General features: G+C 52.2%; 10 protein-coding genes. 2 read left to right on the top strand and 8 right to left on the bottom strand.

Annotated elements, in window-relative coordinates:
- Nucleotides 1-20: 20 nt before the first annotated feature.
- From Pla22_RS01275 to Pla22_RS01245, 7 genes are all read right to left on the bottom strand, one after another.
- Entirely contained in the window at nucleotides 21-1,262 is a 1,242-nt protein-coding gene (locus Pla22_RS01275) for a glycosyltransferase family 4 protein (RefSeq protein WP_146512972.1), read from the bottom strand.
- 499 nt (nucleotides 1,263-1,761) lie between these two features.
- Nucleotides 1,762-3,069 (bottom strand): nucleotide sugar dehydrogenase, encoded by a 1,308-nt coding sequence (locus tag Pla22_RS01270; RefSeq protein WP_242631730.1) that lies wholly within the window; start codon nucleotides 3,067-3,069, stop codon nucleotides 1,762-1,764.
- A gap of 208 nt (nucleotides 3,070-3,277) precedes the next feature.
- The gene (gene nusG, locus Pla22_RS01265; protein ID WP_146512971.1) at nucleotides 3,278-3,865 is read right to left on the bottom strand and encodes a transcription termination/antitermination protein NusG; all 588 of its coding nucleotides are present in this window, start codon (nucleotides 3,863-3,865) and stop codon (nucleotides 3,278-3,280) included.
- 391 nt (nucleotides 3,866-4,256) lie between these two features.
- Entirely contained in the window at nucleotides 4,257-5,174 is a 918-nt protein-coding gene (gene rfbA, locus Pla22_RS01260) for a glucose-1-phosphate thymidylyltransferase RfbA (RefSeq protein WP_146512970.1), read from the bottom strand.
- A 104-nt stretch (nucleotides 5,175-5,278) separates the two neighbouring features.
- Entirely contained in the window at nucleotides 5,279-6,175 is an 897-nt protein-coding gene (locus tag Pla22_RS01255; RefSeq protein WP_146512969.1) for a sugar nucleotide-binding protein, read from the bottom strand.
- Between the two features lie 344 nt (nucleotides 6,176-6,519).
- A complete protein-coding gene (gene rfbB, locus Pla22_RS01250; RefSeq protein WP_146512968.1) occupies nucleotides 6,520-7,575 on the bottom strand; it encodes a dTDP-glucose 4,6-dehydratase in 1,056 nt (351 codons plus the stop codon).
- Between the two features lie 112 nt (nucleotides 7,576-7,687).
- On the bottom strand, nucleotides 7,688-9,217 hold the full coding sequence (locus Pla22_RS01245) for an MraY family glycosyltransferase (RefSeq protein ID WP_165440463.1): 1,530 nt from the start codon (nucleotides 9,215-9,217) through the stop codon (nucleotides 7,688-7,690).
- A 691-nt stretch (nucleotides 9,218-9,908) separates the two neighbouring features.
- On the opposite strand from Pla22_RS01245, the gene Pla22_RS01240 reads away from it, so the two are divergent.
- Together Pla22_RS01240 and Pla22_RS01235 are read left to right on the top strand one after the other, a co-directional pair.
- Nucleotides 9,909-11,129 carry a hypothetical protein gene (locus tag Pla22_RS01240; RefSeq protein WP_146512966.1) on the top strand — a complete coding sequence of 407 codons (1,221 nt, stop codon included), beginning with the start codon at nucleotides 9,909-9,911 and terminating at the stop codon, nucleotides 11,127-11,129.
- Nucleotides 11,130-11,269: 140 nt separating this feature from the next.
- Entirely contained in the window at nucleotides 11,270-12,631 is a 1,362-nt protein-coding gene (locus tag Pla22_RS01235; RefSeq protein ID WP_146512965.1) for a polysaccharide biosynthesis/export family protein, read from the top strand.
- 100 nt (nucleotides 12,632-12,731) lie between these two features.
- Here Pla22_RS01235 and Pla22_RS01230 read toward each other — a convergent pair whose 3' ends face one another.
- Nucleotides 12,732-14,384, bottom strand: a complete 1,653-nt coding sequence (locus tag Pla22_RS01230; protein ID WP_146512964.1) for an HTTM domain-containing protein — start codon at nucleotides 14,382-14,384, stop codon at nucleotides 12,732-12,734.
- Between the last annotated feature and the right edge of the window lie 215 nt (nucleotides 14,385-14,599).

Genomic DNA, 14,599 nt, shown 5'->3' with positions numbered 1-14,599 from the left:
TAGGATTTAGAGCCATCGACTTAAGCAATCTGGTCTTGGAGTGTAGTGACCGGCTTATCGAGCAGATCATTAAGAAGGTTTTTGAAGAGGTTCGTAACTACGGGGCGATCAAATTTCGCCAAAGCTACCTTTCTCGCTCTCTCACCAGCCGCTGCACGGCTCGCATCGTCTAAGGTTGCTTGCGAAACTGCATCTGCGATCGCGTTGGCTTGGCCCGGTTCGCAAGTCCATCCTAGTCCTTCTTGACGAACTGTTTGGCAGAGGTCCGTTTGCGAATCCGCGATTGCCAAGACCGGTCGACCCGCAGCTAGGATTCCATACAACTTGCTGGGACACAGGCAGCCCGTGATATTCGGGTGCATGGATACTATATGGAGGTCCGCTGCGGAAAAGCTTTCCGCTAGTTTTTCGCGTGGCTGGTAGGGCAAGAATTTGACGCGGTCTGTCCCAATGTCGTTAGCTTGCTGTTGCAAAGAGGACTTAGCGGCACCATCACCTACCAACAATAGCATTGCCCTTTCGGGCCAAGTGTCGCACTGAGTTGCTTCGATTAGGACGTTAAGCCTCTGTGTTAGTCCCATGTTGCCGCTATGCATCACAACAACTCGGTCGCTTAGTCCATGCTTGAGGCGAAATGGATTGTCATGAACGCTAAGTGGCGTAATGAGGCTGCAATCTGACCAGTTTGGAATGACATGCATCTTCTCGGCCGCAATCGACCACGGCGAATCAGACAAGCGTGACTTCATGCATTCACCCAAGACCACGATGCGATCTGCACGTTCATATGCCTTTCGCAACTTCGCACGAATGGTCTGAGTTAGCCAGCCCGAGCTAACTTTGCCGATCGCTTCGGCAACATCCGGATAGATATCCTGCAAGTAGCACATCAACTTGCATCCAGTTCGCTTGCTATGTTTGGCTGCCACAACTGGAAGCAAAAAAGGATCCGTTTCGCAGACCAGCACATCACAGCTCAGGCGAGTCTTTCGCAAGTATTGCGATGCCGCTCTTGAGAAGGAAACCAAATTGATAAGCCGACCAGCAGGGATACGCTTTTGGAAATGCATATGTGAAAGTCGATGGATCGTAACTCCCTGACGCTGCTCGATGCCCTTCTTCACATACTGGTTTGTTGTCGGGCTATTTGGGATGCCGCAGACAACGTGGACATCAAAATGTTCCGATAGATCAATGCATAGATCCATCAACAACTGACCCGTCGCTTCGGAATCAGGCCAGTAGCATCGGTTTAGAAACACGATTCTAGGGCGTGGCGATTGACTTTCAGTGTTCACTTGGGCGACGATTAACAGTGCGGGATTCGCATTAGACCTGAGATGTTAGCGCGGACTCCGTCCACGTGGGTGACCCCTTTTGCCAAATCACATGGCATTATGGACACTCATAGGTAGAACTTGAGATTTCGTCTCAGCCTTCCAGCCCTCAGCCCACTTCTAGCCTCCCCCGATAGGGGGCTGCATGGCGCGGTGAAAGAGCTTTAAAAGCTGAGCTGATGAACCAGTCTGAGGCATGAGATTAATTGTTTTGCCGTCGATCGGTAGCTCAGGAATCACACACAGACTGATTGGTGCCAGCAGAGCTGACAAGGATTAGCCGCCAGCCACCCTCCTTTGCCCACGATTTTGGCCGGCCGCCTCGGTGCGACCCTCCTAACCGGCCCGGTCAACGCCGTTCGTCACTCAGGAATCCAAGCGGTGTTCGAATGTGATTGCGAACGCCCGACGCTCCTTTTGGCAGCTAAGCTTTGATTACTTTCGCCGCCCGAACTTCGGGGGGGAGAGCTGCCGTAGCGTTTCGAGTGTCAACGATGAATTGTGACCATTTGCCCAATTCGTTGACGTTCAGGCATGCGTGCCAAGTGGAGATCAGCACGAGGTCATAGCTTGAGATGGTAGCCTGATCCCAGTTGACACTGGGAGTACCTGCCCAATGCGAGTGCTCGCGAGACGGTCGAATCACCGGAACATACGGGTCGTGATAGGCAACGTTGGCTCCCATCGCGGTAAGCCGGTTCATTAATTCGTAGCTGGGCGATTCGCGGTCATCATCGACGTTCGGTTTGTAGGCCAGCCCAATCAGCAGGACCTTGCTTCCATTGACCGACTTCTTGCCTCGGTTAAGCGCTTCACTGCATCGCTGGACGATATGGGCCGGCATCTTGCGGTTGATCTCACCCGCCAGCTCGATGAAGCGAGTGTGTACGCCAAATTCGCGTGCTTTCCACGTCAGGTAAAACGGATCGATGGGAATGCAGTGCCCCCCAAGTCCAGGACCGGGATAAAACGCTTTGAATCCGAACGGCTTCGTGCTAGCGGCTGCGATCACTTCCCAGATGTCGATACCCATTGCATCGGCGACAACCTTCAGTTCGTTGACCAGTCCAATGTTGACGCTGCGGTAGATGTTTTCGAGCAACTTGGTCAACTCGGCCACCTGCGTGCTGCTAACGGGAACCACTTGGTCAAATACGCTGCCGTAAAGCGATTTGCCCGCTTCTAAACACGCAGGAGTGTGACCGCCGACCACTTTGGGGATGTTCGTAGCGGCATATTCAGGATTGCCGGGGTCTTCACGTTCGGGGGAATAGACAACAAAGATGTCTTGGCCGACCTTAAAGCCAGCGGCTTCAATGCGGCTGACGAGTTCCTCTTCGGTTGTGCCGGGATACGTTGTGCTTTCAAGACTTATGGTTTGCCCGGCTTTCAAGTGCGGGATAACAGCTTCAATGGTGCTGATGACATACGACAGATCGGGTTCAAAGTGATGGTCCAACGGCGTGGGCACGCAAAGGATGATCGCATCAGCTTGAGTTAGTCGCGAAAAGTCCGTGGTGGCTTTGAAATGGCCTGACTTGATCTGCTTTGCAATGTCGCCTGCGTCGATGTGCTTGATGTAGCTACGTCCGGCATTGATAGCGTCGGTCTTGGCTTGATCAATGTCGAAGCCAATGGTCGTAATGCCATCGCGAGCGTATGCGAGTGCGAGGGGTAAGCCTACATAGCCGAGCCCGATGACGGCGATTGTTGATTTAGGTGATAGTGTCACTGCAGATTCGACGCATTTAGATGAAGGTCTTCGTTATCCGCTTGGGGGACGAGAGGCGGATTTTGGTAAACTCGCGTTGCAAAGAGGTCACACGGCCGACTTCGGGTCTGAGATTGGCTGGCGGTCTTGCTGAATGTCACGACTTGGAAAAGATTGGCACCGGGAACTGGAAGCAATGATCGACGCCGTTTCGTTATGCTGATTCTATTCAATCACGGCCGTCGATTGGTCGACTGTCGACTTTCCCCAACGGCAGAAGTTGACAGTCGTCGAGCTTAACACTGACGCCTTGTTCCATGAACCGAACACAGACGAGCAGCCGTGTTTCCTGAGTTCGTTTTAGTACGACCCCCTCGTAACCGGCAAATACTCCGCTTTTGACACGGACCATTTCACCTGGCTCGATCCTGGCTTCAATCGTTAAGGGAACGTCCATGTTGATCAGGCTTTGGATCTGCCGAAGGTCAGTTACAAACTGCTCAACATCTTCGATCGGAGATGCCTGTCGCACACAGTCGGTGCAGACAGATTGATAGCGTGCCTCATCATCGCCACACACGAACACATAGCTAGCGAACAACGGTTGGTACGTCACTCGAATGCGACCAGCAGGCGAACGACGTCGACTCGCGATCTGAGGAGCGTAGTGAGGGACATCCGCTTGGCGAAGGCGTCGCATGAGCTGTTTCTCTTGGCGACTCTTGGTGTACATCAACCACCAGCCTCGCTCAAGAATATCATCGCCCGTAAGCAAATCTGCGGGATGGCAATCTGGTTCGGGTGGAAGAATAGGCACGGGAAATGAGCCAAGTTGTGGATATGTAGTGCGTGCTATTAAGCGTGGATTAGAGCGGACTCTGTCCGCGTGGAGGGCAGACCCACCGTTGGAAATACTGGGGTGTCGAAAGCAGATCGGCATTCCGCTTGGAAAATGACACTCGTTGTGCGCCTTCTATTCTTTTCGCAGGGAGAGCTATGCTGGAATTGCAAGTTGTCAGCCAACGAGCCCAGGTTTGGTCCAGTCCATTTAGTCGCAAAGGATGACGTAAGAATGATCTAAGGTCCGAATGTTGGCAAGGTTGCCGGAGTGTCTTTATGTGGGCACGCGTTCACTCTCTGTGTCCTGGCATGTTCATCAAGGATCGACTGTTCTGTGCTCTCTTTACCACGGTTCGTTTGGCAAACGCTTAGTACTTCAAGTTTCGGAGATAGTCGCCATAGTCGTTGACGTAGGTGTCAGCGAGCTTGAGCAACTGTGAATCGTTGATGAAGCCTTGCGAGTAGGCGATCTCTTCAATGCATGCGATTTTAAGCCCTTGGCGTTTTTCGACGGCGGCGACGAAGTTTCCGGCGTCGAGAAGGCTATCTTTCGTACCAGTGTCTAGCCAAGCGAAGCCGCGGCTGAAGGTCTCAACGGATAGATCACCACGAGTCAAATACGCACGGTTAACATCCGTAATCTCTAGCTCGCCTCGTGATGACGGCTTTAGGCTCGCGGCGATTTCAACAACATCGTTGTCATAGAAGTACAGGCCTGGGACGGCATAGTGAGATTTCGGGAAAGTGGAAGTGAGATGTTGAGGTTTCTCTTCGATCGAAACTGCCCTGCCCTGTTGATCCAGCTCAATGACTCCGTAAGCGGACGGGTTTGTGACGGGATAAGCAAATATCGTTGCGCCGCGTGGTTTCATCGCTGCTGCGGCGAGGATCTTTCGGAAACCTTGTCCGTAAAAAATGTTATCACCCAGAATCAGCGAGACTGGTTGGTTTCCGATGAAGTCAGCGGCAATGATGAATGCTTGGGCTAAGCCTTCAGGATGAGGTTGAACTGCGTAGGTGAACGACACTCCTAATTCAGAGCCATCGCCTAGCAGTCGTTCGAAAGCGGGAATGTCGTTGGGAGACGAGATGATCAGGATGTCCCGTATGCCGGCCAACATCAAAGTCGAAAGCGGATAGTAGATCATCGGCTTGTCATAAACCGGGACTAGCTGCTTGCTAACGGCCCTGGTGATTGGGTGCAGACGCGTACCCGATCCACCGGCAAGGATTATGCCTTTGCGGTCGCAAGGTGGTGGGATTTCGGTGGAAAGGTTTGGGGTCATGGATCTAGTATCACGCGATCACGCTTTGTCAGTTCGTCGAAGTTTTAGGTGACATCGTTTTAGTACTGCCTTCGACTGAGGTTGCTCTTAAGAATTGGTCGAGCTTACCGAATCGAAAGTCGTTTTTTATGGTTGGCAGAACGCCAGTGTTTCAACGCGCTAATGACGGCGTCTTCCACGGCGGACATGGCTATCCCGGTAGAGAGAAGTTTGCGACTATCCAAGATGCAATTGGACCGAGGTGTTGTTGCTGCCGAGTTCATGAACTCTGTTTCACTTGCAAAGAACTTGAACTTTTTGTCTGGCAGCAGATGCGTTTGAATCAGTGCCGTGACTTGCTCGGTAGTAATGCTGCCTGGATTGGTCACATTGTAGATGCCGGTTGGTATCCGTTGGGTCCAGGATTCCACGCAAGCGTGAACTGATTCATCGACATGCGAGATCGAATTATCCGCTGATAACAACCTGTCGTATCGAATCAGTTTAGAGAGGTAATTGCGAGGCGAGTCGAATTGGTTAAATGGAATACGCATCCGCCAAATATAGATGTTGTCGGTACCGACAAGGCATTCTTCGCCGAGAGCCTTGCAACCGGAGTACCAGCTACAGTGATTGGTTCGGAAGCAGAAGTTGGGGGCGTCGCTCTCTCGAAACCCGTTTCCATCATCACGTCGACCGGTATAGATGCAGCCTGACGAGACATGTCCCCATGGGATTCCGGTTAGCTCACAAGCTTGCCGAACCATTCCTGGTAGGACTGCGTTTGCCTGCAAGCATTCCGACTTATGAATTTCGCAGGCGTCGACGTTCGGTTTGCCAGAATAGCCCGCAGCGTTGATCAAAAAGTCGGCTTTTGATTCTCGGATCAGCGAGATCAGCGAATCGCGGTTGGTGTAATCAACTTCGGATCGCGAGATGCCACGAAAGCTAAGGTCGCGACGATGAAGCTCTTGCGCGAATGAACTTCCAATGTATCCGGTATGACCAAGCAATAGAATCAAAAGACAAGGCAGTGGTTAGCGGGGCAAGCGACGATGCAAAACGAAAAAGTAAGAAGATGATTCATGTGCGAGTTGGCAGCGCGGTCCGAAAGTGGCTCCCAATAGAGCGTCAGTGATCCGTAAGCATAGGCAACAGCCCAAGCGGCGAAGTGGGCAATAGGTAGCGATTGTCCCGTGCATGCGGACTCATAGCATTCTACGATCTGCACTATGGCGAGTGTGCGGACAAGATAGGTCTGAGACGCATCGGTAATAGTGATCGACGTAACGAGGCTTGGGTGCTCATGTCGATGTTCATAATCATGTTCATGTTCGCCACTAACAGCCTTGCCCTCATCTACATTCTAATCTTCGGTTGCATTGTGCGTGTCAAGTCGATAGTTGCCGGACATGATGTCTTGCCACCATGATCGATTATCGAGGTACCACCGAACGGTCTTTCGTATCCCGGCTTGGAAGTCTTCGCGAGGTTCCCAGCCAAGGTCCCGTTTGATTTTGCTGGCGTCGATGGCGTATCGGAAATCGTGCCCCGGACGGTCTGTGACGAACGTGATTTTTTCGGTGTGTGGACTACCCGACTGACATGGACGATATTCATCGAGGATCTGACAAAGATTTCGTGCCAGGTCCAAGTTGGAAAATTCGTTGCTGCCACCGATGTCGTACGTTTCTCCCGGTTTACCTTTGGTGACGACATCCATCAATGCTTGGCAGTGGTCTTCGACATACAACCAGTCTCGCACGTTTTCGCCCTTGCCGTACAACGGAATCGGTTGGTCATCAAGACATTTCAAAATCACGACGGGGACCAACTTCTCGGGAAACTGATAGGGGCCAAAGTTGTTACTGCTGTGGGTAACTAGAACCGGCAGATCGTACGTGTCGTGCCACGCTCGAACTATATGATCGGACGATGCTTTGCTGGCGGCGTAGGGTGAATGGGGGGCGTAAGCAGTCGTTTCGTTGAAGCTGCCTTCTTGTTCAAGCGAACCATACACTTCGTCCGTTGATACATGCAAGAATCGAAACAGCTTAGCTTTCGCTGATGTCAGTGTTCGCCAGTAGGCCAAGCTGGCCTGGAGTAGATGGTACGTTCCGATCACGTTGGTTTGGACGAACGATCCAGGGCCCGTGATACTTCGGTCCACATGACTTTCGGCCGCTAAGTGCATCACGGCGTCAGGTGAAAATTGCATCACCGCGTTGGCCACGCCCGCACTATCGGTAATGTCCAGGTGAAGAAAACGATAGGCTGGACTAGCGGAAACGTCAGCCAACGACTTCAGGTTGCCAGCGTACGTAAGAGCGTCAACATTAAGAACATGATGACCTTGCTGCAGTGCTAGGCGAACCAGGTTTGAGCCGATAAATCCAGCGCCGCCGGTGATCAGGATTCGCATTGTTGCTACGCCGAACTCCTGGATAACGTACTGCCATGGACTGGCGTATTGCTTGATAGACGAATGTAATTCTTGCGCTATGCGTTTGCCGAACTACACCATTTCAATCTGGCTAGGTCGTCGATGGTAGCGAGGCATCAGCATATTCCTCGCTTGAATTCCGTGATCCATTTGAGGGAAGATCACCTGACGTGATCGTCTCGCAATTGGGAATTGCGGAACTAGGTGATCCCATTGGCGAGTGTAGTTGCTGGCGTTCGGATTCGAGTTTACGAACGACGGCATCAATCTGCGGGGTTAGTTCCGCGAGTTGATCGCCGAGATCGGCAAAGCGTTGGTAGACTTCGGGATGGTCGGCAGCAGCGACAATTTCAAGTGTTCCGATCTGAATTTGTGTGTCGTCTTTGGTTCGATGAGTGAACAGCGGCAAGCGAATGTTCATTTGTCGTGCCTTCTCTGGTAGTCGAATGCTTTGCCAATGGGCATGGTATCCCTCATGCAGCCAAGGCAGACTCAGGCTGATCTTCAGCCGCACCAAACCGTGGGCCTTCGCGAAATTAAGTAGTGGTTCCCAGATTGTGTCCCAGGGTCCAGAGCCTTGGAGAGGGACACGTCGCTGGTGGATTTCTTCATCGCAACGATGGGGGGGCAATACAAAAGACTGGATGAATTGCCAGGTGCTGCCGAGGACCAAACGTGCTTCTGTATGACCAAAGGATCTCGTTAAAATGAGCACGGCGCCGGCGACCGCAACTCCCACGGCGGGAAGCCAATGGATACCAAACGTGATCGACATCACTGATAAAGTAGCCGTGATGCCGCAAAGGCCAGCGACCACCCAAAGCATTTTGCCTCTACCATACTTTTCTTGTAGCAAGTGATGCAGGTGAGCTCGATCGGTCACGTAAATGCTGCGGCCAGTCAACCATCGTCGTAGGATTGCTGCTGAGGAATCAAACAAGGGGATTGCAAGAATGGCTACTGGCGCAGACGACAGCACGGCCGACTCTTTCAAATTGCCCCAAATGGCCAGGACACCCACAAATAATCCAATCATCATGCTGCCTGCATCACCAAGGTAGATAGTTGCGGGCGGTCGATTGTAAGCCAGGAAGCCAATTTGAGCCGCAGCCAACGATATTCCAACGATGCCGCCAAGTGGTGATCCCATCGCAAAACTGGCAACGCCCAGTCCTATGCAGATGATGGCGCCTGCGGTTGTCGCCATTCCATCAGCCCCGTCGATTAGGTTCAGTGCGTTAACAGCAACAATCAGCCAAAGTACGGTGATGGGAAACGCTAGTGGCCCAAGAGGAACTGTCAATCCAAACAAGCTCAACCGTTGAATCACCGTTCCACTTCCGACCAAAGCAGCAACGATCAGGCATTGCAAAAGCAACTTTTGTCGTCCTCGCAGTCCCCACAAGTCGTCGATCAAACCTAACGCCAAGACAGCGGCACCGCATCCGAAAAGAACGTACCAGCGAACTGATATTACACCGAGCATTTGTCCAAAATAGGCGCGATCAATCAGCAGCGCCGCAACGAAAGCGATTAAAAGCGAGCTGTATACCGCAATTCCTCCACCGAGTGCCACTGCGTTGCTTTGAAGTTTTCGCTGCGCATCGGGACGATCAACCATGCCCACTGATCTAGCGAAGCTTCTGACGACAGGAACTAAAGCCAGAGATGATACGAGAGCGATAGCACCGCAGATGGCAACGAGCAAAACCATATCGGTCGTCAAACCTTCAAATCGAGATACATGAGAGGTAGAGGCCAGGTTTGTTGTACGCACCTTCGAAGAGTTATGTATGCACACCTAAAAAATGGTGTGCAACGGTCTTTGAAATGATAGTGCGAAGCAACGCAGCCTAAGCTCACCAGAGTACTTTGGTACCCAAAGTCCGAAGCAGTATAGGCGGTCGAAAGTTGCCAAAAAGTGCCAATTCGGAATTGATTATAACTTTTGGCGCAGGCCGTTGGCAAAACTGCCTAATGATTACCTCTACACGGCGGGGGGGCTGAGCAGATCACTTGGTCTGGCTTGGTCATCCTTCACGCCGCGATAGCGGCGAATTGCGTTTCAAACCTTTTCTGAAGTGGTTTAGAGCTCCCTTCTCGCGGTTTCACGGCGCGTTGAACAGAAATTCAGTGTGCAACTTCAGCACGGATTCCACGACCGATTTGTCGGTCCTAGGCCGGGTAAAGCAACCATTCGTCATGGTCGTTACAGACCGTTCGTCTGATACCACTGACATTTCCGGCGCTTTTGGCTAATCCGGAACGCTCAATGCGGCGATAAGTATCCCAGAGCGGGGTGTCAAATCGGCATGACCCGCACGACCCGCATGACTGACTTACAGAATGCCGCCACAAAGCCAAGGGGGGCCACAATGGCGATTCGTTCCAACGACGTAGCCAATACGTCTCGACAGAACAAAGACGACTTCACAGAAACCCAAACCAACTTCGGCGCGACCCGCAAGGGTCACAATGCAGTGGCGGTCACAAGTGCAAGTGAGAATTCAATTCGTAACCAAGCTAATCTGATGTCCGGCCACGGCTGGCTCAGACGCTGGTTCAATCGAACCATCGGTGCTAGTGCACTGAGTATTGGTGCAGCAGGGCTGCTGTTATGCAGCTCTACCGGTTGCACCATGACCTCAGGCGTTTGCCGAGCGTTCGGTGACAACCATTTAGTCGATGACTTCATGGTGAACTACCGAAACAAGGCGATGGCCGAAAAGGCTTGGCACTGCCAAAAGGATCGCTTCTGTAACCACAAACACGCCAAAGAATTTAAGGGCGGATTCATCGATGGCTTCATGGCTGTCGCGAATGGTGGAAACGGATGCACTCCTAAGGTTGCGCCACAGCAATACTGGGGATGGCGATATCAGTCTGCTCAAGGCAACGGTGCTGTGAGTTCTTGGTTTGAGGGATACCCAATGGGTGTCGCTGCGGCTGAAGAAGCTGGTATTGGCGAGTGGTCACAGGTTCGGACGATGGGCGGATTGGCACCTGGTGCAGGTATGCCTGCGTCAACGGTCGCGAACCCGTTCTACGCTCAACCAATGGACTCGCATCAGCCTTATATGGACGGTCAGCCGTACATCGAAGGTCAGCCCATCATGCAGGACGCTCCCTACATGAACTCGGCTCCGGTTGAAATTGATCCATTGCCAATTTCCGGCGAAGGCGGATCACTTGAGTACCAGTTTGACAGTTCACTCGGTAGCAAGCCAATCTTCGATGATGCTGAATCAATTTCAGCGACAAAGCAGATCAAGAAATCTGTCGTTGCCACTGAAAATGGTGACGAAGACGCTCTCATGGCGGAAGCTTTGCGAACAGCGCAAACGATCGTCAATGAAAGTTCCGATTCCGCTGACGCGGTGATCGCAGGTTTGCCAAACGTTTCTAACGATGATGGAAACGTGAGCCTCTCGTTCGGTGACAGTGATCTCGACGATAGCGAACTTGAAAACATGTTCGGTAGCGATGCTGCTGATCTTGAAGATGACGGTTCATTGCCGTTCAGCTTTGAATAGACAATTTAGTTCAATCAACCAACATCAGTGAATGGCCAACCGCAACACGCTTATGACGAGCGTGAGCGGCCAATCACGAGGGTTGATTGCAACCGAGTTTTATGAAACCCAGAAACGGAATTAAGCAAGAGAGTTCAGGGATGAATACGAAACTTTCAGCTTTCGGGCGAATGAAGCTGTGTCTTCGCACCGCGACGACCGCTGTGGCCGCCGGTATGTTGGCGACCACCTTTGGTGGCTGTGCATCATTGACACAACCGATTAACGGCGTACCCGCCGACCGATTGCCACCACAGTTCTTTCCGGAACCCAAGAATGACTTGATTCCGGTAGACATTTCCATGTTGTCGATCGAACCGCCTCGCGATTATCAAATCAGCGGTGGGGACATCTTAGGTGTGTACATTGAAGGCGTTCTGCCGTTCAATCCGCCGAACCAACCACCCGAGCCACCGCCGGTGAACTTCCCGGATGCGGATAGCACGCTTCCGCCTTCGATTGGGTATCCGATCGCGGTGCAGGATGATGGTACGCTGTCGTTACCACTCATCGAACCACTTGATGTTGACGGCTTGACCCTTGAGCAAGTTCGTGAGGCGATCCGCGAGAAGTACATTGAAGAAGACATTCTTCGTACCGAAAAGGCTCGCCCTATCGTAACTCTCATCCGAGAACGCACCTATGATGTGATCGTGGTACGTGAAGACGGTGGTGGTGTAGCGGGAGGACGCGGTTTGACGAATCAAAACTTAGGAGCTCAGTTCCTTACCGGTGGTAGTGATCGCAGTGCTTCAGGTGGTTTGGTGAAGCTTCCTGCTTACCAAAACGACATCTTGCACGCCTTGGTCGAAACAGGCGGATTGCCTGGTCTGAATGCTAAGAACGAGGTCAAGATCCTGCGTGCTAATCAAGCCGACCAACGAATGCGAGCACAGTTCATGGACCAATGGCGTGCACAGCAAGCGGCTGCGGCACTGGACCCATGTGCTTGCCCACCCAAGTTGCCTGAGGATCCTTCGATCTTAAAGATTCCGTTGCGAGTCAAGCCAGGGGTTGTGCCTAACATCACCGAAGATCAAGTGCGACTGCAAGATGGTGACATTGTCTACATCGAATCGCGAGAAACCGAAGTGTTCTACACCGGTGGCTTGCTCAACGGTGGACAGTTCCCGCTGCCACGTGACTATGACCTTGACGCACTCGGTGCTATGGCGATCGCTGGAAGCAGCATCGGCGGCACGGCGGCTCAGAACGGACTAAGCATTGGCGGTGGTGTCACCGGTGTTCCACCAGGAATGTTGTACATCCTGCGTAATGACGAGTGTGGTGGTCAAGTCGCAATCGAAGTCGACTTGGCGAAAGCGATCAACGATCCACGATCACGACCGCTCATCCAGCCTGGTGACACCCTGATCCTGCAATACAAGTGTGAAGAGCAACTGATCAACTACGGCATCAGCACCTTCTTCACCTTCGGTATTCGCGAACTATTCCGAAACTAGTCGGAACTCGCCCTCGAAATTTATCCAAGCTCGCTTCGCCAATCGGCGGGGCGAGCTTTTTTCGTAGGCCCTATGAGCTAGTTTACGACCGTGAGCTAGCTTACGGCTTCGAGCTAGGTTGCGATTTCAACTTATCAGCGTCTTGTTCACGTTGGGCTTCCAGCGTACGCAGGAATTCTTCAAGCTCTTGCGGCGTTCTTCCTTGCAATGATTTGAATGGTTCCGGCAATTCTACGCTTTGCCACCACTGTGATTTAGGAACCAACCACGGTGGGTCTCGGAACTCACCGGGGTCGTCGATGAACCAGTCGCTCATTGGAGCGTCGGCGGGCAGCGAGGCCAAGTCGACCGAGGGATCAATCATCAACGTTGGTTGACGACCGTTAAGCGACACCAGTGCCAAGGCATGCACGGAAGGGTTGCTAATGCCAAGTTCCTTTGCCGCGATGACTAGTTCGTCCGCAATGCGACGGATCATCAACGGATGATGATCTGCATGTGAAGATTGGTAAGCGGTCACCACCGTTGTTGATGGTACCATCAGGTAGTCGCCGGTTGCGGGATCATTGACCCGAAAATGCAGTAAGCCATCTTTGGCTTGCAGCATCATCCGCCACGCAAAACGATGGCCACGTTGATTCCAGTTAGCGTCGCCGGCGTAAAGTGCCGGACGTAGCGGAAGCAGCAATTGAATGATCACATATCCAACGGCGGCAGCAAGCCCCACCCGATGGAGTCTTCTCGTTGACGGTTCATACGTTCCCGCTGGCGTCTCGCTCGATCGTTCCTTACCACGGCCCAAGATGATTTGCCATCGCTTGGCAATAAATTCGGGAGGAAAGAAAATTACCATTGTGGCCAACATGAACCAGGGGAAGATTCCGATGGTCAGTGTTGCAGCGTTGGTTAGGTGGAAGACCGATGACAGGGCAACCGCCAGCCACCGCGTAGGTCGATACAGCAGCATTGGCACGATTAGCAAATCGTAAAGGAAACCACCATAGGCTAACGCGTTGGTGAAGAATTCTTGCATTCCGGGCGACCACTGGTCCCAACCCCCGATGCCAGGAATGTGGCCATTGTTTTGCACAATGAATCGAGCCGGTTGTCCTTTTAACCAATCGCCATTGAGTTTGGCCAACGCTCCGAAAACATAGGGAATCCCCAGTTGGAAACGCATCAACGCCAACTGCCAGCGTGCCATCGTGAAACGGTTTTGTTGCAATCCGATCGCTGCATCAACTGAAAGACGTGTTCCGGCGGGAAGGAACGCCAGCATCGCACTCACGCAGGCGAGCAAGTAGTAATGGTTGACATAGATGTGGTATTCGACAAGCAATACATAGGCGATACCGAAGGATGCAGTGATGGCAGAAACCCGCGTGAGAAATCCAATTCCCAAGCAAATCGCGGCGATCTTCGTGACGATGAAGTGCCAGTAAATTCCATCGCTGGCGCCAATGCTCGGCCACAGCTTGATCCATTCAAGGTGCGGGTACTTGAACAAGAAACGCGGTGTCAAGAACAGCAGTCGGTACTTGTCTTCACTGAGAAAGTCGTTGGCCCATACGTAGATAGAAATTGCTGTGACAATTCGCAAGAAAATCAACGGCAAGTTGTCAATCGCTTGAAAGCAGCGACTCGAGGTGCAACAAGAAAGCTTCTCTAACATCGCAGGTTCATGGTCGTCGATAGGCGTGCTGGAGTAACGAAGTTGACTTGCTAACGAGAAAACGTCGCAGGTATCTAACACGCATGAATTTACCGTGAAGTAAACCGACAGTGGTCGTCGTCAGTCCAGTTGGACCGCCGGTCGGCAAATTCGGTCAGCACGCTTCGGTCAGCCCGTTTCAGCCAGCGCATAAAAAAACGAGAGATCCCGGCCACGTCAGCAATCAAGTTTTGCACAAGCTTGCCAAACACGAATCTCTCGTTTTGTTCTTTGTAAAGCTTCGTCAGTGTCAGTCA

This window comes from Rubripirellula amarantea, assembly GCF_007859865.1.
GTDB classification, from domain to species: domain Bacteria; phylum Planctomycetota; class Planctomycetia; order Pirellulales; family Pirellulaceae; genus Rubripirellula; species Rubripirellula amarantea.
This window is presented reverse-complemented; position numbering and strand designations above follow the sequence as displayed.

Excerpts from the sequence above, each read along its gene's own strand:
- rfbA (WP_146512970.1), bottom strand. The coding sequence starts at position 5,174 with ATGACCCCAAACCTTTCCACCGAAATCCCACCACCTTGCGACCGCAAA.
- rfbB (WP_146512968.1), bottom strand. The coding sequence starts at position 7,575 with ATGCGAATCCTGATCACCGGCGGCGCTGGATTTATCGGCTCAAACCTG.
- Pla22_RS01245 (WP_165440463.1), bottom strand. The coding sequence starts at position 9,217 with ATGGTTGATCGTCCCGATGCGCAGCGAAAACTTCAAAGCAACGCAGTG.
- Pla22_RS01240 (WP_146512966.1), top strand. The coding sequence starts at position 9,909 with ATGACCCGCACGACCCGCATGACTGACTTACAGAATGCCGCCACAAAG.
- Pla22_RS01235 (WP_146512965.1), top strand. The coding sequence starts at position 11,270 with ATGAATACGAAACTTTCAGCTTTCGGGCGAATGAAGCTGTGTCTTCGC.